We start from the raw sequence: 22,574 nt of genomic DNA, 5'->3' as shown, positions 1-22,574 counted from the left end.
AAGCCGCCGCAGGGCGAGCGTCACTCTTGCTTTGCCGGGCAGAACAACCCGATCACGTGAATCGCGCCCGGGCTCGAGCGTGGTACTGTCCGCTAGCTAGTGAATGACAGTTCACTAGCTAGCCGCACCTCCCAAAACCCTCCGCTTTCATGCTCTTCAGAGGGTTTCTTGTGCAGAAGTCCATGGTTCAGGATGACAAAGAGGTCAACCATGCCCGTCGTAAAGAACGGTAATTCACTACGGCGCCGGCGCGCAGCGACCGTGCTGGCCGCCCTTCTCGTGGCCACCGGAAGCGTCGTGACGCCCGGCTCGGCAGCGGAAAACCCAGCCACAGACTGCAAGAACGTCACGGTTGCGGTGACCGCGGCCGGTCAGCCGGCCACCATCGCCGGCACGCTGTGCGTCCCGCCCGGCGCCACCACCGTGCAAATCCTCGTTCACGGCTGGTCCTACGCGCGGTACTACTGGGACTTGCCGTATGAGCCGGACACCTACTCCTACGTGCGGGCGGCCAACCGGCGCGGCTACGCGACGATGAACATCGACCGCCTCGGTGACGGCCAGTCCACCCACCCGTTGAGCGCGTTCGACAACTTCTATGCCGACGTCAGCACCGTCCACCAGGTCATCACCGCCCTGCGCGCCGGCAAGCTCGGCACCCGCTTCGACAAGGTGATCGAGGTCGGGCACAGCCTGGGCGGCATCCTCACGATGACGGAAGCGGGCCTGTACAAGGACGTCGACGCCATCATGCCGACCGGCATCGCGCACTCGCTCAACTACGCCAACGTCGTCACGAAGATCATCGCCGACGATTACCCCTCGTCACTCGACCCGAAGTTCTCCGGCGCCGGCCTCGACCCCGCGTACCTGACGAGCTACCCCGACACCCGCCGCGGCTTCTACCTGGGCAACGCGACCTCGACCGACCCGGGTGTGGTCGCGAAGGACGAGCAGCTCAAGGAAACCGGCAACCTCGTCGAACTGGCGACGTTGGCCGGCTACAACGTCCTCAACGTCGACCGCACGCTGAACATCCCCGTCTACACGGTCGTCGGACAGCACGACCCGTTCATCTGCGGTCTGCTCGGCCCGAGCTGCTCGGATTCCGCGGCCCTGGCCGACTTCGAGCGCCCCTTCTACGGTCCTGACGCGACAGTCCTCGCCGACGTCGTCCCGAACACCGCCCACGACCTCCAGCTGGAGAAGAGCGCGCCGGACAGCAATGCGCGCATGCTCGACTTCGCGGACAAGTACGTCGGGGCCGGCACCGCGGTCCACGACAGCGCGCCCGGTCCCGCTGCGCCCGTCCCCACGCCGCCGAACCCCACCCCGAGCCTGGCGGCACGGGCGGTCAACGCCGCGGTCGTGCAAGCCGCCGTCCCGGCCATCGCGCTGCTTCAGCGCAGCAGCAACGTCGTCCCCGGCCTCGGCGACAACCAGGACCCGATCCCGGGCATGTCGCAAGCCCTCTCGACGATCGGCAACCTCACCGACACCCTCGTGGGCACGTTCCCGGAAGAACTGATCAGCGGCAGCTGAGCCGAGCCGGCCACAATGACGCCACAACGAAATCGGCGGTTCTCACTCGCGAGTGAGAACCGCCGATTCGTTTACGTGAAGAATGTGCCCTTGGCAGGATTCGAACCTGCGACACCTGCCTCCGGAGGGCAGTGCTCTATCCCCTGAGCTACAAGGGCGCATCGCTGCGCAACGACGTCAGCTTAGCGCACCCCGGTTCGCCCGGTGTTCCGCAGGGGGTCACCTTCGGGGCCGACACTGCTAGCGTTGATCTTGCCGACGGAGGGAGCAAGGGTGGCAGCGGAACCGTTCGAGGCCCACGTGACCGAGGCCGACATCGCGGACCTGCGGGAACGGTTGCGCCGCACGCGGTGGCCCGAGGCCGAGACGGTGGACGACTGGTCCCAGGGTTTGCCGCTGGCCTACGCGCAGGAGCTGTGCCGCACCTGGGCCGAGGACTATGACTTCGGCTTCGCCGAGAGGCTGAACGAGTTCCCGCAGTTCCGCGACACCGTCGACGGGCTCGGGATCCACTTCCTGCACGTGCGCTCACCCGAGCCGGACGCGTTCCCGCTGGTGATCACGCACGGGTGGCCCGGCTCGGTGCTCGAGTTCCTCGACGTGCTTGGCCCGCTCACCGACCCGCGCGCCCATGGGGGAGACCCGGCGGACGCGTTCCACGTGGTCGCGCCGTCGCTGCCCGGGTACGGGTGGAGCGACAAGCCGGCGAAGGCCGGGTGGGGTGTGGAGCGGACCGCGCGGGCGTGGGACAGCCTGATGGTTTCGCTGGGCTACGAGCGCTACGGCGCGCAGGGCGGCGACTGGGGCTCGGCCGTGACCGGAGCGCTCGGCGAGGTCGCGCCGGAGCGGGTGGCGGGCGTCCACGTGAACATGGCGGCCGCGCCGCTGGGGCAGTTCGACGACCCGACGCCCGAGGAGCAGGCCGCGCTCGCCGCGGCGCAGGAGTTCGGCCGCACCGGGCGCGGCTACTCCGGGCAGCAGTCCACCCGTCCGCAGACGCTCGGCTATGGCCTCACCGACTCGCCCGCCGGTCAGGCCGCCTGGATTGCCGAGAAGTTCTGGGCGTGGACCGACAACAACGGCCACCCGGAAGACGCGCTGACCCGCCGGCAGATCCTCGACGCGATCTCCGTGTACTGGTTCACGGCCTCGGCCACGTCGTCGGCGCGGCTGTACTGGGAGAGCTTCGGCACGGGGTTCCGGAACAAGATCACCGCGCCTTCGGGGATCTCGTTGTACCCCAAGGAGATCACGCGACCCTCGCGCCGCGAGGCCGAGCTGCGGTTCACCGACCTGCGCTGGTTTGAAGAGCTGTCGCACGGCGGCCACTTCGCCGCAATGGAGGAGCCGGAGTCGCTCGTCGAGCAGGTGCGCGGGTTCTTCCGCCTGGTGCGCTGATCCCACCAGGCGGGAGTGCTCATCCGGGGGATGGGTATCGGCCTGTGTGCCCGATTACAGTGCACTTAGGCTTACCTGTATTGCACATATGCGCATGCGACTATATATTGCCAAGGGGACCTTGCGACGGGCCCTGCACCGGTGGTGACCTGCGGAAACGATGGGAGGCGGAGTCATGGGCCACGGACACGGACATGGGCACACCGCCGCCCCGGCGAGCGCGTCCGGTCGCTACCTGCGCGCGTTGCTGATCGCCCTCGTCATCGGCGCGGGCTTCATGGTGCTCGAGTTCGTGGTGGGCTTCACCACGGGCTCGCTGGCCCTGATCTCCGACGCCGCCCACATGTTCACCGACGTCCTGGGCGTCGGCATGGCGCTCACCGCGATCGTCCTGGCGCGCCGCAGCGGGCCGACGCTCAGCCGCACGTTCGGCATGTACCGCGCCGAGGTGCTGGCCGCGCTGGGCAACGCGGTGCTGTTGTTCGGCGTCGCCGGATACGTGCTGGTGGAGGCCATCGGCCGCATCACCGACCCGCCCGAGGTGGCGGGCTTGCCGGTGATGCTGGCCGCGGGAGCCGGCCTGGTCGCCAACATCGTGTCGTTCTTCGTGCTGCGCTCGGGCGCGCGCGAAAGCCTCAACGTCCGCGGCGCGTACCTCGAGGTGCTCGCCGACCTGATCGGCTCCGTCGGTGTGCTGATCAGCGGCGCGATCACCCTCACCACGGGCTGGCGCTACGCCGACCCGATCATCGGTGTCGCCATCGGCCTGTTCGTGCTGCCCCGCACGTGGACCCTGGCCCGGCGCGCGCTGCGCATCCTGTTCCAGCACGCCCCGAACACCGTCGACGTCGGCGCGATCAGCACGGAGCTCGCGGCCCTGCCGGGCGTCTCCGACGTCCACGACCTGCACGTCTGGACCCTCACCTCCGGCATGGAGGTCGCCTCGGCCCACCTCACGATGAGCGACGAGGCCGAGCAGTCCACCGTGCTCACCAAGGCGCAGGACCTCCTGTCCGCCCGGTACTCCATCAACCACGCGACGCTGCAGGTCGAAGGACCGCAGTGCGCGCGCCGGTGCCAGGAACTGTCCTGGTAGCCCGGTTTGACTCGGGATGGGCGTACGCCTGCCTTGGCGCTGAGCCGAATCCGGCGGGATCTGACCCGTTCACCGGTGGCCGGTTCCCCGCGTTCGAGGCAATCTTCAAGCGGCGCAACAGATAAGCAGGCGGGAATGAGCGCGCCTGCCGAACAGACCACCAAGGGGAATGCTCGTGAGTGAGCGCATCAGTTCGCAGCGGCAGGAATTCGGGATCGGCGTGATCGGGGGGCCGACCACCGTCGTGGACATCGCGGGCCTGCGGTTCGTGATGGACCCGACGTTCGACGAACCGGGTCCGCGCGCCTACTTGACCAAGCTCGAGGGCCCGGCGGTCGACGAAGCCGGGCTCGGCGACGTCGACGTCGTGCTCGTGAGCCACGCCGCCCACCCCGACAACCTGGACGTCAGGGGCAAGGAATACGCCCTGGCCGCCAAGACGCTCCTGACCGGCGCCAACTCCGCGAAGCTGCTCGGCGCCACCGCCAAGGGCCTCGAGGCCTGGGAGACGATCACCATCCCGCGCGGCGACGGCGGCGGCGACCTGACTGTGCAGGCCGTTCCGGCCGAACACGGCCCCGCCGACGGCGACCGCGACGACACCGGCCACATCAACTCCCAGGTGATCGGCTTCGTGCTCTCGGGCACCGGCCTGCCGACGGTGTACCTCAGCGGCGACAACGCCTCCGTCCGCGTGGCGGCCGAGATCGCGAGCAAGGTGGGGCCCATCGACGTCGCGGTCCTCTTCGCCGGCGCCGCCCGCGTCGCGGCGAAGTTCGACGGCCGCCCCCTGACGCTCACCTCCGAACGCGCCGCCGCCGTGGCCGCGGTGCTCGGCGCGAAAACCGTCCTGCCCGCCCACATCCAGGGCTGGGCCCACTTCTCCGAGGGCATCGACACGTTCCGCCCCGCCTTCGACGACGCCGGTCTGGCCCATGTCCTGGCGCTGGCCGAACCGGGCGAGTGGAACGTCGTGGGGAAGCAGTCCTGACGTCTTCTTCCTCTGCACAGGAGCCGGTAGCGGTGGATGAGGTGCGCACCTCGTCCACCGTGGCCACCTGGTAGACCAAAGGGCATGCGCAAGGACTTCGATCCCGCCGACGTCGCCCCGTTCGCCTTCTACCGCCTGCTGACCGCGACCGTGGTGCCGCGGCCGATCGCGTGGGTGTCGAGCACCTCGGCGAGCGGCGTGGACAACCTGGCGCCGCACTCGTTCTTCACGGTGGCCTCGGCCGCGCCGCCGGTGCTGCAGTTCACGTCGGTGGGGCGGAAGGACACGTTGCGCAACGTCGAGGCCACCGGGCAGTTCGTGGTGAACCTCGCGCCGGAGCACCTCTTCGAGAAGATCAACGACACGGGCACCGACTTCCCGCCCGACCACAGCGAGTTCGACGCCACGGGTCTCACGCGCGAGCCCAGCACGAAGGTCAAGCCGCCGCGGGTGGCGCAGTCGCCGGTGGCGTTCGAGTGCGAGCTGCACAGCACGGTCGGGTTCGGCACGTCGACGGTGGTGTTCGGCCGGGTCGTGCACGTCGCGGTGGCCGAGGACGTGCTCGACGGCGACCACCCCGTGATCGGCCGGCTGCGGCCGCTGGCGCGCCTCGGCGGCGACGAGTGGGGCACCGTCGGCGACGTAAAGGAGATCCCGCGCGTCCGGTTCGCCGACTGGGACAAGCGCTGAAAAAAGGGGGCCGCCCCAAGAAGGAGCGGCCCCCGGCAAGAAATACCTCAGGACGCCGGAAGCGGAGCCGCCCCGCGCGCCTGCAACATCAGCTTCATCTGGTTGATCTCCGCGCCCTGCGACACGAGGATGCTGCGGCACAACGCCTTCAGCGCCGGCAGGTTCGAGTGGTCCTGCGCGTACTCCGCCATCGCCGTGCCGCCCTGGTGGTGGCGCAGCATGAGCTGAAGGAAGTCGACGTCCATCGCGCGGCCGGTCAGCGAACGCAGCTTGGCGATCTCCGCGTCGGTGGCCATGCCCGGCATCGGGGCGCCGTTGGCCGGCGAACTGGTGGGCATCTGCATGCCCGCGTGGCCCATCGGCTCGGTCATCCACGTCATGTACGCGCCGGGCGCCTGCTCGGGCTGGTCCCACAGCATGAGCCAGCCCTTCATGCGCCCGACCTGCTCGGTCTGCGACGACTCGATGTCGAACGCGAGCTGCCGCACCTCGGGGTCCGTGCTGTGGTCGCGGGCCCAGTTGGCCATGGTCACGGCCTGCAGGTGGTGCGTCGACATGTCCTGCGCGAAGCCGACCTCGACCGAACCCGCGCCGGGGGTCGCCGGCGCGGCGTCGCTGCCGTCGGTGAGCCGCGCGGCGAACACGCCGATCGCCACGCCGATGAGCAGCACGGCGAGCATCGACCCGCCGATGACGACCCAGCGGGACCACGTGGGGCGCTCGCCGGGCTCGTCGACGTCCGGTTCGAGGTCGGCTTCGGTGCTCACCGCGAGATCACTGTCCTGCCGGAGCCGACGGCGCCGTCACCGGAGCGCTGGGCTGGCCGGGAGTGCCCGGCATGCCGCCCTCCGGCACGGCACCGGAGCTGCCGCCGTAGTTCATCGGCTTCGCGTCGGGGCCGGGCTTGCTCGGGTCGAACGGCGGCGGGTTGCTCGGGTCGAACTGGCCCGGGCCGAGCGCGTCGCACGAGGCGCCGATCTCGGGGTACACGCCGTTGGGGTTCGTCCGCAGCGCGGCGATGAACTCGTCGATGCGCGGGTCGTCGGCCTTGTCCAGCTTGAGCTGGTGGCCCCACGACTGCAGCGAGATCGGCTTGTCCAGGCCGGGGTAGGGCGACATCGAGATGTAGGTCTTGCCCTTGACGCGAGCGGCCAGCAGGTCCACCTGGTCACCCTTGACGAGGTCCGGGTTGTAGGCGATCCAGACGGCGCCGTGCTCGAGCGTGTGGACCATGTTCTCGGTGCGCACCGCGGTCGGGTAGACGACGCCGTTGCAGGCCGCCCAGTTGCCGTCGTGCGGGCCGCCGAAGGGCGGGCTGTGGTCGTACGCCACGCGCTCGGTGGGCAGCACGTGCACCGAACCGGTGTAGGTCGCGGTGATGACGCCCGGGATCTTCTTGGACGGGTCGGGGTCGCTGGCCGTCGGCGCGAACGACGAGGCCGCCTCCTCGCGGGACTTCTGGTCGCGCTGCGGAGCGGATTTCACCATGTAGTAGGTGACGACGCTGGCCAGGAGGGCCACCACCACGACGACACCGACGATGGTGCCCCACGGAGTGCCCTTCTTACCCACGACGGACTTGCCACGCGCGGCCTTCACCGCGTTCGCGGACTTGCCGCGGGCTCCGCCGGCGGACGTCCCCTTCTTACTGGTTGTCCCTTTCGCCATGGTTTGCCGCGATCTCCTCGTGAGATGATGGAGGGATCCGGACGGACCCTGCCCGTCGGCCAGTGTAGAGACCGGACGTCTGATCACCGTGAACGCCTCTCACGATCACTTCAGGGTGATGTGCGACAACCGCAGGTCGGACCGGCGTAAGCGTCCGACCTGGGCACACCTAGAATTCAGCGAGTGACTCCCGCCGCTCTCGCCGACCTGGTCCGCGCCTCCGCCGTGCAGGTGCTCGACGCCCGAGGCGTCGACGCCGCCGTGCTGCCGGAGCAGGTGACCATCGAACGCCCGCGCAACCCCGACCACGGCGACTACGCGACGAACCTCGCGCTCCAGGTGGCCAAGAAGGCCGGGCTGAAGCCGCGCGAGTTCGCCGAGGCGCTGGCGGAGGTCGTGGCGGCCGCCGACGGCGTGGACGCGGCCGAGGTCGCCGGCCCGGGGTTCCTCAACTTCCGCCTCGCCGCCGACGCGCAGGGCGAGGTCGTGCGCCAGGTGCTCGCCGCGGGGGAGGCCTACGGCCGCGGTGACACGCTCACCGGCCGCAAGATCAACCTCGAGTTCGTCTCCGCCAACCCGACCGGCCCGATCCACCTCGGCGGCACGCGCTGGGCGGCGGTCGGCGACGCGCTGGGTCGCGTCCTGGCCGCGCAGGGCGGCGACGTCACGCGCGAGTACTACTTCAACGACGCCGGCGCCCAGATCGACCGGTTCGTCCGGTCCCTGATCGCCGCCGCCAAGGGCGAGCCCGCTCCCGAGGACGGCTACGCCGGCGGCTACATCAACGACATCGCCGCCGAGGTCCTCAAGCAGGAGCCCAGCGCGCTGTCGAAGCCCGAGGCCGAGCGGCACGAGACGTTCCGCAGCGTTGGCATCGAGCTGATGTTCACCGAGATCCGCCAGAGCCTGCACGACTTCGGCACCGACTTCGACGTGTACTTCCACGAGAACTCGCTGCACGAGTCCGGCGCCGTCGACGCCGCCGTGCAGCAGCTCAAGGACTCGGGCAACCTCTACCTCGCCGACGGCGCCTGGTGGCTCAAGTCCAGCGAGTACGGCGACGACAAGGACCGCGTCGTCATCAAGAAGGACGGCAACCCGGCCTACATCGCCGGCGACCTCGCCTACTTCAAGGACAAGCGCAACCGCGGCTTCGACCTGTGCATCTACATGCTCGGCGCCGACCACCACGGCTACATCGCGCGCCTGAAGGCCGCCGCGGCCGCGTTCGGCGACGACCCGGACACCGTCGAGGTCCTCATCGGCCAGATGGTGAACCTCGTGAGCGACGGTAAGCCGGTGCGCATGTCCAAGCGCGCGGGCACCGTGATCACGATGGAGGACCTCGTGGAGGCCGTGGGCGTCGACCCGGCGCGCTACGAGCTCATCCGCTACTCCGTCGACTCCACTTTGGACGTCGACCTCGACCTGCTGCGCAAGCACAGCAACGACAATCCGGTCTACTACGTGCAGTACGCGCACGCCCGGCTGTCTTCCTTGCAGCGCAACGCCGCCGATCTCGGCCTGCGGTCCGAAAAGGACGCGGCGGACGTCGATTTCGGACTCCTGACCCTGCCCGCCGAGGGTGACCTGATCCGCACCATCGGCGAGTTCCCCGCCACCGTCCGCCGCGCCGCCGAGATGCGGGAACCGCACCGCATCGCCCGCTACCTCGAGGAGCTGGCCGGCGCGTACCACAAGTTCTACACGGTGGGCCGGGTGCTGCCGCAGGGCGACGAAGAGGCCACCCCTCTCACGTTCGCCCGGCTCGCCCTGTGCGAGGCCGCCCGCCAGGTGCTGGCGAACGGCCTGTTTTTGCTCGGTGTCTCAGCTCCGGAACGGATGTAAGAAATGGCGCACCCCGCGGGCCCCCGCCACGCCGACGTCTACCCCCATGCCGACGCCTCCGGGTTCCCGCCCGCGAGCGCAGAGGAACTCGACAAGCTGCCCGCGAAAGTGTGGCCGCGCAACACTTATCGCGCCGGCGACGGCATCGTGCGCATCGCCGGCATGGACGTGCGCGACCTCGCCGAGACCTACGGCACGCCGCTGTTCGTGGTCGACGAGGCCGACTTCAAGTCCCGATGCGCCGACTACGCCGAGGCGTTCGACGACCCGGCGCTGGTGCACTACGCGTCGAAGGCGTTCCTGTCCATCGAGATCGCCCGCTGGGTGGCCGAGCAGGGCCTGAGCCTCGACGTGTGCAGCGGCGGCGAGCTCGCCGTGGCGCAGCGCGCGAACTTCCCGGCCGAGCGGATCACTTTCCACGGCAACAACAAGTCGATCGCGGAGCTCGACGCGGCGGTCGAGGCCGGCGTCGGCACCGTGGTGGTCGACTCGTACTACGAGATCGCCCGCCTCGCCGAGATCGCCGCGCGCCGCGAGGTCGTGCAGGCGGTGCTCGTGCGCGTGACGGTCGGCGTCGAGGCCCACACGCACGAGTTCATCGCCACCGCCCACGAGGACCAGAAGTTCGGCTTCTCGCTGGCTTCCGGCGACGCGGCCGAGGCCGTGCGCCGGGTGCTCAACGCGCCGTCGCTCAAGCTCGTGGGCCTGCACAGCCACATCGGCTCGCAGATCTTCGACGCCGACGGCTTCGAGGTCGCCGCACGCCGCGTCGTCGGGCTGCTGGGCGACCTGGCCAAGGAGCACGGCCGTGAGCTGCTCGACCAGCTCGACCTCGTGGACCTCGGCGGTGGCTTCGGCATCGCCTACACCGAGAAGGACAACCCGCCGCCGCCCGCGCAGATGATCACGCAGATCCGCGAGATCGTGCGCAAGGAGTGCGCGTACGCCGACCTGCCCGTGCCGCGCATCGCGGGGGAGCCGGGCCGCGCGATCGCCGGCCCGGGCACCATCACGCTGTACGAGGTCGGCACCATCAAGGACGTCGCGCTGGGTGACAACAGCACCCGCCGCTACGTGAGCGTCGACGGCGGCATGAGCGACAACATCCGCACGGCGCTCTACGATGCCGTGTACGACTGCCGGGTGGTTTCCCGCTCCGCGAGCGAAGGTGACGAGCCCGTGCTCGCCACTCTGTCCCGAGTCGTGGGAAAACACTGTGAATCCGGCGACATCGTCGTCCGAGACTGCTGGCTACCCGACACTCTTGCTCCCGGCGACCTGCTGGCCGTCGCGGCGACCGGTGCCTACTGCTACTCGATGGCGAGTGGGTACAACCGGCAGCCGCGCCCGGCGGTGGTGGCCGTGCGCAACGGCAGCGCCCGCGTGCTGCTGCGGCGGGAGACGACGGACGACATGCTGCGCCTGGAGGTTTGAGAAGTGTCCACAGTGTCTCCATCGGACGGACGAGCGATCAGGGTCGCCCTCCTCGGCTGCGGCACCGTCGGCAGCGAGGTCGTCCGGCTGCTCACCGAGCAGGCGGACGAACTGGCGGCGCGCGCCGGGGCCGCGGTGGAGCTGGCGGGTATCGCCGTGCGCCGCCCCGACAAGCACCCCGAGCTGCCGCAGGAGCTGGTGACCGACGACGCGGCCGCGCTCGTCGTCCGCGAAGACGTCGACGTGGTCGTGGAGCTGGTCGGCGGCATCGAGCCGGTCCGCGGCTGGCTGCTCGCGGCGCTGGGCGCCGGCAAGGCCGTGGTCACGGCCAACAAGGCGCTGCTCGCCGAGCACTCGGCGGACCTGTTCGAGGCCTCCGACGCCGCGGGTGTCGATCTGTACTTCGAGGCCGCCGTGGCCGGCGCCATCCCGCTGCTGCGCCCGCTGCGCGAATCGCTGGCCGGCGACCGCATCACGCGCGTGATGGGCATCGTCAACGGCACCACCAACTACATCCTCTCCGCCATGGACACCACGGGCGCGGGCTACGCCGAGACCCTCGACGAGGCCGGCCGCCTCGGGTACGCCGAGGCCGACCCGACGGCCGACGTCGACGGTTACGACGCCGCGTCCAAGGCCGCGATCCTCGCCTCGCTCGCGTTCCACACGCGCGTGACGGCGAAGGACGTGCACCGCGAGGGCATCGCCGACGTCACCGCGGCCGACCTGGTCGCCGCGCGCGTGCTGGGCCGCACGGTGAAGCTGCTGGCGATCTGCGAGCGCGTGACGGCCGACGACGGCGCCGAGTCCGTGTCGGCGCGCGTGCACCCGGTGATGATCCCGCGCAGCCACCAGCTCGCGGGGGTCAGCGGCGCGTTCAACGCCGTCTACGTGGAAGCCGACGCGGCGGGCGAGCTGATGTTCTACGGCCAGGGCGCCGGCGGGGCCCCCACGGCGAGCGCGGTGCTGGGCGACCTCGTCGCCGTGGCCCGCAACCGCGTGATCGGCGGCCGCGGCCCGCGCGAGTCGGCGCACGCCGCCCTGCCCATGCGGCCGATGGGCCAGACGCCCACGCGCTACCACGTGAGCCTCGACGTCGCCGACCGCGCGGGCGTGCTCGCGCAGGTGGCGCAGGCGTTCGCGGGCCACGGCGTGAGCATCGCGGCCGTGCGCCAGCGCGACGCCAACGACACGGCGAGCCTCGTGGTGGTCACCCACCTGGCGCCCGACGCGGCGCTGCAGTCCACTGTGGACGAGATCGCGAAACTCGATGTGGTGCACCAAGTCGTCAGCGTGATGCGGGTGGAGGGTGAAGACCAGTGAATGCAGCCGGATTGACTGCCTGGCCGGGAATCATCGAGGCGTACCGCGATCGCGTCCCCGTGCCGGACGGCGCGCAGGTGGTGACGCTCGGCGAGGGCAACACCCCGCTGCTGCCCGCCGCGCACCTGTCGGAGCTCACGGGCTGCACGGTGTACCTCAAGGTGGAGGGCGCGAACCCCACCGGCTCGTTCAAGGACCGCGGCATGACCGTGGCCATCACCCACGCGCTGGCGAGCGGGCTCAAGGCCGTGATCTGCGCGTCGACGGGCAACACGTCGGCCTCGGCGGCCGCCTACGCGGCGCGCGCCGGGCTCACCTGCGCGGTGCTCGTGCCGCAGGGCAAGATCGCGATGGGCAAGCTCGCCCAGGCCGTGCTGCACGGCGCGCGCATCCTGCAGGTCGACGGCAACTTCGACGACTGCCTCGAGCTCGCGCGCAAGACCTCGGCCGACTACCCCGTGACGCTGGTGAACTCCGTGAACCCGGTGCGCATCGCGGGCCAGAAGACCGCGGCGTTCGAGGTCTGTGACGCGCTCGGCCAGGCGCCCGACATCCACTGCCTGCCGGTGGGCAACGCGGGCAACATCACCGCCTACTGGGCCGGGTATTCGGAGTACGCCGAAGACGGTGTGGTGAAGAACACCCCGCGGATGTTCGGCTTCCAGGCGGCCGGCGCCGCGCCGCTCGTGCTGGGTGAACCGGTCGCGGACCCCGACACCATCGCGACGGCGATCCGCATCGGCAGCCCGGCTTCGTGGACGAGCGCGGTGAAGGCGAAGGAAGAGTCCGACGGCCTGTTCGAGGCGATCACCGACGCGAAGATCCTCGAGGCCTACCGCCTGCTGGCCGGACGCGAGGGCGTGTTCGTGGAGCCCGCGTCGGCCACCAGCGTCGCCGGCCTGCTCGCCACCGCCGCGGACGGCCGGCTGCCGAAGGGCAGCACGGTCGTGTGCACGGTCACCGGCCACGGCCTCAAGGACCCCGCGACCGCGCTCGAGGGCAACGTCGAGGTCGAGCCCCTCGCCGTCGATCCCACGGCGGTCGCAGCGGCCCTGGACCTGCGGTGACGAGCTCCTCGGGCCGGTCGGCGGGCGCGTCGTTCCGGGCCGTGGTGCCGGGTTCGACGGCCAACCTCGGCCCGGGGTTCGACGCGCTGGGCCTGGCCCTGGCGCGCCGCGATGTCGTCGAGCTGCAGGTGATCGAAGACGGCCTCAAGGTCGAGGTGGTCGACGCCGGCGCAGGCGGGGTCGCCGACGTCCCCACCGACGAGACGCACCTCGTGGTGCGGGCGATCCGCCGCGCGTGCGCGCACTTCGACGTGCGCCCGCCGGGCCTGCACCTGCGCTGCTTCAACAAGATCCCGCACGCACGCGGGCTCGGTTCCTCGGCCGCCGCCGTGGTGTCCGGCGTGGCGCTGGGTTACGCGCTGGCGGGCGTCGCGCTCGACGACGAGGCTTTGCAGCTCGCGGCCGAGTTCGAGGGCCACGCGGACAACGCGGCCGCCAGCCTGCTCGGCGGGCTCGTGGTGGCGTGGTGCGACAACGGGCGCTTCCACGCCGAACGAGTGGAGCCCAGCACCAAGATCCGTCCTGTGGTGGCGATCCCGGCGCTGAAGTCGTCCACGGACGCCACGCGCGGCCTGCTGCCGCAGCACGTTCCGCACGCCGACGCGGCGCACAGCGCGGGCCGCACAGCGCTTTCGGTGCTCGCCATGACGACCAGACCCGAGCTGCTGCTGGCGGCCACGGAAGACCGGCTGCACCAGGAGTACCGGGCCAGCGCGTACCCCGCGAGCTCCGAATTGGTACGCACACTCCGTGCTCACGGCGTGGCGGCGACGATCTCCGGCGCCGGTCCCACTGTGCTCGCCCTCACCACGACGGGAATATTGCCGCCGGAATGCGACGTTGAAGGGTTCGACGTCGCCGAGCTGGGCGTGGACCTGACGGGTGTTCAGGTTGCGGCTCAGTAAAGCCCCGGTCACGTGGCGGGCGGAACGTGCGCCACGCGGGGGGTGGTTGTTGCACCCGCCCACAGGGCGGTCTACCCTCGGGGGCGTTCGATCACCGTGCGTTTCCGCACCCGATGCCGGTCCTGTTCGCTCCTCGCGAGCCTCCGGTCCGCATCCTTCGTCGATCCGCCAGCTCTGCGCCGCCTGGCAAGCGGGACGCGGAGGGACGCAGGCGGGTTTCCGGTTTCGGCGGTGCCGAATTCCGTTTCCTCCGTTTGGGGGAGGCAAACATCCCTGTGCTGGCGACGCTCTCGCTGTGTTCCGCACGGCTAGGCGCGACTCGCCCGCATCGGAAGCAAATGCCGTTTCGCGATCAGACGCGATCGGCGGCAGTCCGCTGATCCACCTGGAGGCGTGGATCGGTCAGGAAGGACATGTGTGAGCAACACCGATCTGTTGAGCGGCGACGTGGAGACCCCCGCCGCGGCCGCTGAGACGAATGGGGCCGCGGCCGCTCCGAAGCGCCGCACCGGGGGCCTGTCGGGGATGGTCATCGCCGAGCTCCGCCAGCTGGCGGGCGAACTGGGTGTGGGCGAGACCACGGGGATGCGCAAGGGTGACCTGATCGCCGCGATCCGCGAGCGGCAGGGCAAGACCAAGAAGCGCACCGCCACGGCGGAGACTCTCCCGCTCGACGGCGTCGGCGACACTCCGGCTCCCAAGGCCTCGAAGGCCGCGAAGACCGAAGAGCCGGCCCGGGCCGAGAAGAAGCGCGAGGAGACCCCGAGCGCCGAGGCGTCGGCTCCCAAGGCCGAGACCAACGGTTCGGCTCCGGCAGCCGAGGCGCCGGCCGAGAAGCCCGCGCAGCAGGAGCGCCAGGACCGCGACGGCGGCCAGCAGAACTCCGACGGGCAGCAGGAGGAAGGCGGCCGCAGCCGTCGTCGCCGCGGCTCGAACCGTGCCGCGGGCGCGCCCGACGGCCAGCGCGAGCAGCGTGAGCAGCGTGACGGTGGCCAGCAGCGTGACGGTGGCCAGCAGCGTGACGGTGGCCAGCAGCGTGACGGTGGCCAGCGTGGCGACCGTGAGCAGCGTGGTGACCGTGAGCAGCGTGGCGACCGTGGTGACCGCGCCGAGCGTCAGGGCGGCCGCGACAACAACCGCGGCGGCTCGGACAACCGGGACAGCCGCGACAACCGCCAGCGCAACAACCAGCAGGACAGCGGCAACCGCGGCCAGCAGGACAACCGTTCGCAGGGCCCGGAGGACGACGAAGAGGGCGGCCGTCGCGGCCGGCGCTTCCGCGACCGCCGTCGCCGGGGCAGCGGGGGCGGTCGCGTCGAAGGCGGTTCGCCGGACACCGAGATCCGCGAGGACGACGTCCTGCTGCCGGTCGCCGGCATCCTGGACGTGCTCGACAACTACGCGTTCGTGCGCACGTCCGGCTACCTCGCCGGGCCGAACGACGTGTACGTGTCGCTCTCGCTGGTCCGCAAGTACGGCCTGCGCCGCGGTGACGCCATCACCGGTGTCGTCCGCCAGCCGCGTGACGGCGAGCAGCAGCGGCAGAAGTTCAACCCGCTGGTGCGCGTCGACTCGATCAACGGCCTGGAGCCGGACGAGGCCAAGCGCCGCCCCGACTTCACCAAGCTGACCCCGCTCTACCCCAACGAGCGCCTGCGTCTCGAGACCGAGTCGCACAAGCTCACCACCCGCGTGATCGACCTGATCATGCCGGTCGGCAAGGGGCAGCGCGCCCTGATCGTGTCGCCGCCGAAGGCCGGTAAGACCACGATCATGCAGGACATCGCCAACGCGATCACCACGAACAACCCTGAGTGCCACCTCATGGTCGTGCTGGTCGACGAGCGGCCGGAAGAGGTCACGGACATGCAGCGGTCCGTGAAGGGCGAGGTCATCGCCTCGACCTTCGACCGCCCGCCGGCCGACCACACCTCGGTCGCGGAGCTCTCGATCGAGCGCGCCAAGCGCCTGGTCGAGATGGGCCACGACGTGGTGGTGCTGCTCGACTCGATCACCCGCCTCGGCCGCGCCTACAACCTGGCCGCGCCCGCGTCGGGCCGGATCCTGTCCGGTGGTGTCGACTCGACGGCGCTGTACCCGCCGAAGCGTTTCCTGGGTGCCGCGCGCAACATCGAGAACGGCGGCTCGCTCACCATCTTCGCCACGGCGATGGTGGAGACGGGCTCCACGATGGACACGGTGATCTTCGAAGAGTTCAAGGGCACCGGCAACGCCGAGCTCAAGCTCGACCGCAAGATCTCCGAGCGCCGCGTGTTCCCGGCGGTCGACGTCAACCCGTCCGGCACCCGCAAGGAAGAGCTGCTGCTCTCGCCGGACGAGCTCGCCGTCACGCACAAGCTGCACCGCGTGCTCCACGCGCTGGACTCGCAGCAGGCCATCGACCTGCTGATCTCGCGCCTGCGCAAGACGAAGACCAACATCGAGTTCCTCATGCAGGTCTCGAAGACGGCCCTCGGCGCGAACGACGAGGACTGAGCTCCACCGTTTCACCGTCCGTGAAGGGCACTGTGAGGGAATCCGATTCCCCCACGGTGCCCTTCACGGCTTCTGGGGCTGACAGCTCCTGGGGCGAGGAATACCAGGCCAGGCGGGTTGGTTGAACTCACCGTCAGCCCGTCTGGCACAATGACCCGCTGAAGTCCGGCACCGGTTCACCCCGATCCTGGGGACCCGGGGCCAACAAGAGAGGACACCATGAAGAGCGGCATTCACCCTGAGTACGTGACGACTCAGGTCACCTGTAACTGCGGGAACAGCTTCACCACCCGCAGCACCAAGGACTCGGGCGCGATCCACGTCGAGATCTGCTCGAACTGCCACCCGTTCTACACCGGCAAGCAGAAGATCATGGACACCGGTGGCCGGGTTGCGCGCTTCGAGAAGCGCTACGGCAAGCGGCAGAAGAACGACGCCAAGTAGCTTCGCCCACGGCGCCCACTCGCACGTGCGAGTGGGCGCCGTTTGCTGTCCGTCGGTGAAATTCTGTCGTTGGTGGTACTAGGCCCGGAAGAAGGCGCGGAAGTGGATTCGACTTCGCTCAAGGGGCTGCTCGCCGAGCACGCCCAGCTGGAAGAGCAGCTGGCGGACCCGGCCGTGCACGCCGACCAGGCCAAGGCCCGCAAGCTGGGCCGCCGCTACGCGGAGCTGAGCCCCGTCGTGCGCGCCGTGCGTGAGCTCGACCAGACGCGCGACGACCTCTCCGCGGCGAGGGAGCTGGCGGCCGAGGACTCGACGTTCGCGGAAGAGGCCGACGAGCTGGCCGCGAAGATCCCCGACCTCGAGTCCCGCCTCACGGAGCTGCTGCTGCCGCGCGACCCGTACGACGGCTCCGACGTGGTCATGGAGGTCAAGTCCGGCGAAGGCGGCGAGGAGTCCGCCCTGTTCGCGGGCGACCTGGTGCGCATGTACCTGCGCTACGCCGAGCGCCACGGTTGGAAGGCCGAGGTCCTCGACTCGACCGAGTCCGACCTCGGCGGCTTCAAGGACGTCACGCTGTCGATCAAGAGCAAGACCGCCGACGTCGACGGCGTCTGGTCGCGCCTGAAGTTCGAGGGCGGCGTGCACCGCGTGCAGCGCGTGCCGGCGACCGAGTCGCAGGGCCGCATCCACACGTCTGCCGCCGGTGTGCTGATCTACCCCGAGCCCGAAGAGGTCGAGGTCGAGATCGACCCGAACGACCTGCGTATCGACGTCTTCCGCTCGTCCGGCCCCGGCGGCCAGAGCGTGAACACCACCGACTCGGCCGTGCGCATCACGCACCTGCCGACCGGCATCGTCGTCTCGTGCCAGAACGAGAAGTCCCAGATCCAGAACCGCGCCCGCGCGCTGCAGGTGCTGCAGGCGCGCCTGCAGGCCATCGCCGAGGAAGAGGCCGCCGCGAAGGCCTCGGACGCCCGCCGTTCGCAGGTCCGCACCGTCGACCGCTCCGAGCGCGTGCGCACGTACAACTTCCCGGAGAACCGCATCTCGGACCACCGGGTGAACTACAAGGCCTACAACCTCGACCAGGTCCTCGACGGCGACCTCGACGGCGTCCTGGACGCCCTGGCGACGGCCGACCGTGAAGAGCGGCTCGCGGCCCAGTCGGGTTGAGCCAGTCCGGCTGAGCGACGCCGGCTCAGACGACGGCCGCGATCTCCTCGGTCAGCGGCTCGTCGTCCTCGCGTTCCCCCTGCGGCGTCGGCGCCTCTTCGGCGCGCGGCAGCAGGCTGAGGATCGCGAACGCGAGCGCCAGCACGGTCGGGAACAACGTGAGCAGCTGGTGCTTCACGCCTTCCACGCCTTCGCCCAGCGCGGACAGCCCGAGCTGCCCGACGGCGAACAACGTCAGCATCAGCACCACGAGGCCGTACTCGCGCCGCCCCCTCCGGAACGCGCGCGCGGCGGCCCAGATCATCAGCAGCCACAGGGGAACCAGCACGAACAGCCCCGCGGGCGCGGCCAGCGTGGCGAGTCCCGAGAACACCGGCACGCGGTACTCCTTCGACAGCCGCGGCTGGCCGGAGAGTTCACCGAAGCTGCCGAGGTTGTCCGGCCGTGCGGTGAGCGTGTTCACGCCGCCCTGCTGCAGGATCTGCGCGACGCGCTCGGGGTGCGTCGAGTAGTACCGCACCACGTTGCGGCGGCTGATCTTGTCGCGGTACCGCGGGTAGAGCGGGTCGGTCTTGGCCGCGCCCGGAGTCCACCAGCCGGTGCCGACGTACTTCGCGAACGATTGTGGAAGTCCGAGTGCCGCCAGGTCGGCGTTCGTGTCGTGCTTGCCGTCCACAATGGAGTCGAAGATCGCGTTGTACACGTTGGCCTCGCGGTACTCCGCGTTGGCCGGGTCGCCGTGCGACTGCACCGCGAGCGTCCCGGCGCCCACGAACACGAGCACCGCGAGCAGCAGCGACCAGCGGGCCTTGCCGTGCGCGCCGTTGGGTTTCACCAGCAGAACGGCGAGCACGAAAAGGGGGATGAGCAACAGGGTCTGCGATTTCGCGTTGATACCGATCAGTCCACCGAGGACGGTGATGACGGCGCCGGCGTAACGCCGGCCTCGGTCGCGGTGCATCAGCAGGAGGCCGCCGCAGATCAGCAGCATGCCGAGGAAGGCCGCGCCCTCGCTGAGCGTGGAGGCGAAGTAGCCGAAGAACGCGGAGTCGCCCATGACGAGCAGCAGCAGGACCGCCGCGATGACCTGGCCGCGGCGCTTCAGGTCGAGCCCGGCCACGGCGGCGGTGATGGCGACCGCGACGAGCACGCAGGTGCCGATGCCGAGGACCATCAGGTTCAGGATGGCGTTCGAGCCGAAGAGGTGGCCGGCTTTGCTCGCCAGCCAGTCGAGCCAGTTCTGGCTCGAGACGTAGTCGCTCGTGCAGGGGACCCCGGCGCCGTAGTTGAAGCGGACGAAGCCCTCCGCCGGGCGGTCGAGCTGCTTGCCGCCGAGCTTGCACAGCAGCCGCCAGCCGTCGCCGTTGTCGGCCATGCCGATGGGTCTGGGGACGAGGAAGCGGACCAGGAGCAGGGCGAGGGAAGCGCCGAAGATGGCGAGACCGAAGCGGAGGTCTTTGGTTCGCACCCGGCCGAGTGTAGGCAGGGGAGTGCCGGGCCGCAGTGTGTGCGGGCAACCCGGTCACCGCCACCAGGCCGGTGCCGGGGCGCCCGTCGTGCTCAGCCGGCCCAGTACCCCGACACGAAGCGCAGGAAGATCAGCGCGCCGATCGTCGTGTTCGCGTACAGCACGCCGTAGACCACGCCGCGCAGCTTCGGCCTGCGCTCGGCGAACAGCACCAGCGCCACGTACATCACCAGGCACGGCAACAGGTAGCGGTGCACCGACACCACGTTGTTGTTGATCGTCAGCATCACGATCGACGCGATGCCGAACAGCGCGAGCGGGATTCCCTTGGCGCGCAAGGCGATGAAGATGTACACAGAGGACACGAGCAGCAGCACCAGTCCGATGGTGGGCAGCACGTGGCTCATCAGCGTCCACCCGTCCATCGGGATGTCGCCGAGCAGCGCGTGAGCCGTCAGCTTCGCCTCGGTCCAGCCGGTGGCGAAGATGTTCGGGTTGAACTTGTGGTATGACCAGGTCGCCACGCCCTTGAGCGCGTTGAAGCTCGCCATGGCGCTGCCGGTCTGGATCTTCATGTACAGCATGTGCGCGCCGAGGCCGAGGAACGCGGCGGGGAACCACAGCAGCCGCCAGTTCAGCAGGCCGCGCACCTTCCAGTCCTTCGAGCGCCAGAACTCCAGGAAGCACAGGCCCACGAACACCGCCGCGGTGATCCGCGAGGCCGTGAGCGGGATCAGGCACAGGCCCATCCACAGCCACTGGCGCCGCAGAGCGAACAGGTAGGCCCAGAAGCCCAGCGCGCAGAAGACCGCTTCGCTGTAGAACGAGTGCAGGAAGAACGCCGTGGGCGCGGTGAGGAACGCGGCGACCACGAGCCACTGGGCGCGGGCGCCGGTGAAGTAGAAGCGGGCGATCTTGAGCAGAGCCGTGGTGGCGAGCCATGTCGCGACCACGTTCACCAGGAAGCCCGCGACGAGGATCCCGATCAGGTGGAAGCTGATCGTCTGCACGAGCCACACGCAGATCGGGAACACCGGGTAGAACGCGCGCAGGGGCACGTAGCTGCTGGTGTAGGCGTGCTGCGCGATGTCGCCGTAGTTGCCGGCGTCCCAGCGGTAGGTGTGCGCGAGCAGGCTCCAGGTCGAGCCGATGCCCGTCTTCGGCACGCCCTCGCTCACCGGGGACGACGGGCCGAACAGCCACGCCACCGCGATCAGCACGACGTTCCACGCGAGCACCACGGCGAGCACGCGGGCGAAGTCGCCCGTGAGCCAGCGCGGCACGCGCGAAACCGCGACGGGCTGCTTCGGTTCGTCCTCGGAGGTGAGCTCCTCGGCGGTCGCCGTGGCGGTCATACCGTGCCTCCCGGCTGTTCGGTGGCGGCAACCGGGACCGGGGTCCGCTGCCGGAAGACGACCTTTTGGTAGAGCACGTAGTTCCACACCAGACCCACGGCGATGCCGGCGAACTTCGGCACGAGCACCGTGACGTGGGGCAGCAGCGACCCGACCGCGAAGATCACCGCCGCCTGCACCACCCACAGCCCGAACGCGGTGATGGCGAAGAACAGCAGCACCTGCTTGCGGACGTCGCCTTCCTTGGCGCGGAAGGTGAAGTTGCGGTTGAGCACGAAGCTCAGCAGCATGCCCGCGGTCGTCGAGCACAGGTTCGCGACGAACAGCGGCAGCCCGACGCTGGAGTACAGCAGCGCGAAGCCCACCGCGTCGACGAGCGTGTTGGCGACGCCGACCACACCGAAGCGGATCTGCTGCGGAGTCAGGAGCTTCATCAGGCCCGGCTCTCCGCCTGGACCGCATCGACGGTGTCGACTGTGTCCATGGGGTCCACAGCGCGCCCGGTCGGGTTCGAGGTGACGCGAGCGTCGGAGGCGAGACCCGTCCGCACCGAGGCGACGCCGTACAGCGGCCGGTTCTGCACCTGCGAGTACGTGCGGCCGATGTAGCTGCCGAGCACGCCGAGCATGATGATCTGGATGCCGCCGAGGAAGAACATCGCGATCGTGATGAACGCCCAGCCGGGCACCGCGGTCGCCGGCGCGAACAGCTTCACGCCGATCACGTAGAGCACGCCGACGAAGCTGAGCGCGGAGATCAGGTAGCCGAGACGGCTGATCATGCGCAGCGGCGTGACGGAGAAGCCGAGGATGCCGTCGGCGGCGAAGCGCAGCATCTTGCGCAGCGGGTAGCCGGTGACGCCCGCGTGGCGCTTGTCGCGGTCGAACAGCACCGCGGTCTGGCGGAACCCGATGTAGGAGACCAGGCCGCGCAGGAAGCGGTCGCGCTCGCGGTACTTGCGCAGCTCGTCCACGACCTTGCGGTCGATCAGCCGGAAATCGCCGGTGTTCTTGGGGATGTCGACGGCCGCCATCTTGCGCAGGAACCAGTAGAACGCGCCGGCGGTGAACCTCTTGAACGCGCTGTCCTGCCGCGAGCGGCGCTGCGCGTAGACGACGTCGTAGCCTTCTTCCCACCGCTCGATCAGCTCGAGCGCGACGCGCGGCGGGTCCTGCAGGTCGCTGTCCATGATGATCGTCGCGTCGGCGTCGACCAGGTCGAGGCCCGCAGTCACGGCCATCTGGTGGCCGAAGTTGCGCGCGAGCTCGATCACGGTCACCCGCTCGTCGCGGCGGGACAGCTCGGTGAGCAGAACGAGCGAGCTGTCGCGGCTGCCGTCGTCGACGTAGAGGAAGCTGAGTTCGTACCGGTCGGCCAGCGGCCTGGTGACCTCGTCCACGGTCCGGTGGAGCAGGTCGATGTTGCCTTCCTCGTTGAAGATGGGGAAGACGAACGCGATCCGGCGTCTGTCGCTCGAGGGCTCCGAAGACACGCCAATCATGACGGGACTCCCGTTTGACTCAATGGATCGGGCGAACGCGCTGATCCGCGGCCCGGAGGACCTGAGGATCTTAAGAGATCACGCTCACGGTGCTTCTTCGGGCCCGCATCCGGGCCCGCCTGCGGCCAGGCGGCTCCGGAAGCGCGCCGGAGGTCGATACGCTGGGCGGAGGATT

At 69.8% G+C, this 22,574-nt stretch carries 19 protein-coding genes and 1 tRNA gene; 13 read left to right on the top strand and 7 right to left on the bottom strand.

Annotated features, from left to right (window positions below; genetic code table 11):
* Nucleotides 1-210 precede the first annotated feature (210 nt).
* The gene (locus K1T34_RS09075; protein ID WP_220243840.1) at nucleotides 211-1,542 is read left to right on the top strand and encodes an alpha/beta hydrolase; all 1,332 of its coding nucleotides are present in this window, start codon (nucleotides 211-213) and stop codon (nucleotides 1,540-1,542) included.
* A gap of 85 nt (nucleotides 1,543-1,627) precedes the next feature.
* Here K1T34_RS09075 and K1T34_RS09070 read toward each other — a convergent pair.
* Nucleotides 1,628-1,700 (bottom strand) — tRNA-Arg (locus tag K1T34_RS09070).
* Nucleotides 1,701-1,815: 115 nt separating this feature from the next.
* Here K1T34_RS09070 and K1T34_RS09065 point away from each other — a divergent pair.
* From K1T34_RS09065 to K1T34_RS09050, 4 genes are all read left to right on the top strand, one after another.
* On the top strand, nucleotides 1,816-2,940 hold the full coding sequence (locus K1T34_RS09065) for an epoxide hydrolase family protein (RefSeq protein WP_220243839.1): 1,125 nt from the start codon (nucleotides 1,816-1,818) through the stop codon (nucleotides 2,938-2,940).
* Between the two features lie 175 nt (nucleotides 2,941-3,115).
* A complete protein-coding gene (locus K1T34_RS09060) occupies nucleotides 3,116-4,036 on the top strand; it encodes a cation diffusion facilitator family transporter (RefSeq protein WP_220243838.1) in 921 nt (306 codons plus the stop codon).
* Nucleotides 4,037-4,211: 175 nt separating this feature from the next.
* On the top strand, nucleotides 4,212-5,027 hold the full coding sequence (locus K1T34_RS09055) for an MBL fold metallo-hydrolase (RefSeq protein ID WP_255638409.1): 816 nt from the start codon (nucleotides 4,212-4,214) through the stop codon (nucleotides 5,025-5,027).
* 84 nt (nucleotides 5,028-5,111) lie between these two features.
* Nucleotides 5,112-5,717: a flavin reductase family protein gene (locus K1T34_RS09050; protein ID WP_220243836.1), complete on the top strand. Its 606-nt coding sequence runs from the start codon at nucleotides 5,112-5,114 to the stop codon at nucleotides 5,715-5,717.
* 47 nt (nucleotides 5,718-5,764) lie between these two features.
* Here K1T34_RS09050 and K1T34_RS09045 read toward each other — a convergent pair whose 3' ends face one another.
* On the bottom strand, nucleotides 5,765-6,484 hold the full coding sequence (locus K1T34_RS09045; protein WP_220243835.1) for a DUF305 domain-containing protein: 720 nt from the start codon (nucleotides 6,482-6,484) through the stop codon (nucleotides 5,765-5,767).
* Nucleotides 6,485-6,491: 7 nt separating this feature from the next.
* Nucleotides 6,492-7,316, bottom strand: a complete 825-nt coding sequence (locus K1T34_RS09040) for a DUF3105 domain-containing protein (protein WP_255638744.1) — start codon at nucleotides 7,314-7,316, stop codon at nucleotides 6,492-6,494.
* A 252-nt stretch (nucleotides 7,317-7,568) separates the two neighbouring features.
* On the opposite strand from K1T34_RS09040, the gene argS reads away from it, so the two are divergent.
* From argS to prfA, 8 genes are all read left to right on the top strand, one after another.
* Complete coding sequence (gene argS, locus K1T34_RS09035) at nucleotides 7,569-9,233, top strand: arginine--tRNA ligase (RefSeq protein WP_220243833.1); 1,665 nt, start codon at nucleotides 7,569-7,571, stop codon at nucleotides 9,231-9,233.
* A gap of 3 nt (nucleotides 9,234-9,236) precedes the next feature.
* Nucleotides 9,237-10,667, top strand: coding sequence for a diaminopimelate decarboxylase (gene lysA, locus K1T34_RS09030; protein WP_220243832.1), 1,431 nt, complete (start codon nucleotides 9,237-9,239; stop codon nucleotides 10,665-10,667).
* A gap of 12 nt (nucleotides 10,668-10,679) precedes the next feature.
* Nucleotides 10,680-11,990 carry a homoserine dehydrogenase gene (locus tag K1T34_RS09025; protein ID WP_220247074.1) on the top strand — a complete coding sequence of 437 codons (1,311 nt, stop codon included), beginning with the start codon at nucleotides 10,680-10,682 and terminating at the stop codon, nucleotides 11,988-11,990.
* A gap of 11 nt (nucleotides 11,991-12,001) precedes the next feature.
* On the top strand, nucleotides 12,002-13,057 hold the full coding sequence (thrC, locus tag K1T34_RS09020; RefSeq protein WP_220243831.1) for a threonine synthase: 1,056 nt from the start codon (nucleotides 12,002-12,004) through the stop codon (nucleotides 13,055-13,057).
* Nucleotides 13,054-13,962 carry a homoserine kinase gene (thrB, locus tag K1T34_RS09015; protein WP_255638408.1) on the top strand — a complete coding sequence of 303 codons (909 nt, stop codon included), beginning with the start codon at nucleotides 13,054-13,056 and terminating at the stop codon, nucleotides 13,960-13,962. The genes thrC and thrB overlap by 4 nt, the downstream gene beginning before the upstream one ends.
* A gap of 417 nt (nucleotides 13,963-14,379) precedes the next feature.
* On the top strand, nucleotides 14,380-16,458 hold the full coding sequence (rho, locus tag K1T34_RS09010; RefSeq protein WP_220243830.1) for a transcription termination factor Rho: 2,079 nt from the start codon (nucleotides 14,380-14,382) through the stop codon (nucleotides 16,456-16,458).
* A 219-nt stretch (nucleotides 16,459-16,677) separates the two neighbouring features.
* On the top strand, nucleotides 16,678-16,902 hold the full coding sequence (gene rpmE / locus K1T34_RS09005) for a 50S ribosomal protein L31 (RefSeq protein ID WP_220243829.1): 225 nt from the start codon (nucleotides 16,678-16,680) through the stop codon (nucleotides 16,900-16,902).
* Nucleotides 16,903-17,004: 102 nt separating this feature from the next.
* Complete coding sequence (prfA, locus tag K1T34_RS09000; RefSeq protein ID WP_220243828.1) at nucleotides 17,005-18,075, top strand: peptide chain release factor 1; 1,071 nt, start codon at nucleotides 17,005-17,007, stop codon at nucleotides 18,073-18,075.
* Between the two features lie 25 nt (nucleotides 18,076-18,100).
* Here prfA and K1T34_RS08995 read toward each other — a convergent pair whose 3' ends face one another.
* The 4 genes from K1T34_RS08995 to K1T34_RS08980 form a co-directional block, all read right to left on the bottom strand.
* Nucleotides 18,101-19,543, bottom strand: coding sequence for a hypothetical protein (locus K1T34_RS08995; RefSeq protein WP_220243827.1), 1,443 nt, complete (start codon nucleotides 19,541-19,543; stop codon nucleotides 18,101-18,103).
* Between the two features lie 92 nt (nucleotides 19,544-19,635).
* The gene (locus K1T34_RS08990) at nucleotides 19,636-20,898 is read right to left on the bottom strand and encodes a hypothetical protein (RefSeq protein ID WP_220243826.1); all 1,263 of its coding nucleotides are present in this window, start codon (nucleotides 20,896-20,898) and stop codon (nucleotides 19,636-19,638) included.
* Nucleotides 20,895-21,332, bottom strand: a complete 438-nt coding sequence (locus K1T34_RS08985; RefSeq protein WP_220243825.1) for a GtrA family protein — start codon at nucleotides 21,330-21,332, stop codon at nucleotides 20,895-20,897. Before K1T34_RS08985 ends, K1T34_RS08990 begins: the two co-directional genes overlap by 4 nt.
* Nucleotides 21,332-22,390 carry a glycosyltransferase family 2 protein gene (locus tag K1T34_RS08980; RefSeq protein ID WP_220243824.1) on the bottom strand — a complete coding sequence of 353 codons (1,059 nt, stop codon included), beginning with the start codon at nucleotides 22,388-22,390 and terminating at the stop codon, nucleotides 21,332-21,334. Before K1T34_RS08980 ends, K1T34_RS08985 begins: the two co-directional genes overlap by 1 nt.
* Between the last annotated feature and the right edge of the window lie 184 nt (nucleotides 22,391-22,574).

Origin of the sequence: Amycolatopsis sp. DSM 110486 (genome assembly GCF_019468465.1) — a bacterium.
Lineage (GTDB): Bacteria > Actinomycetota > Actinomycetes > Mycobacteriales > Pseudonocardiaceae > Amycolatopsis.
Note: the sequence above shows the minus strand (reverse complement) of the source record. Positions and strands in the feature narration are given on the sequence as shown.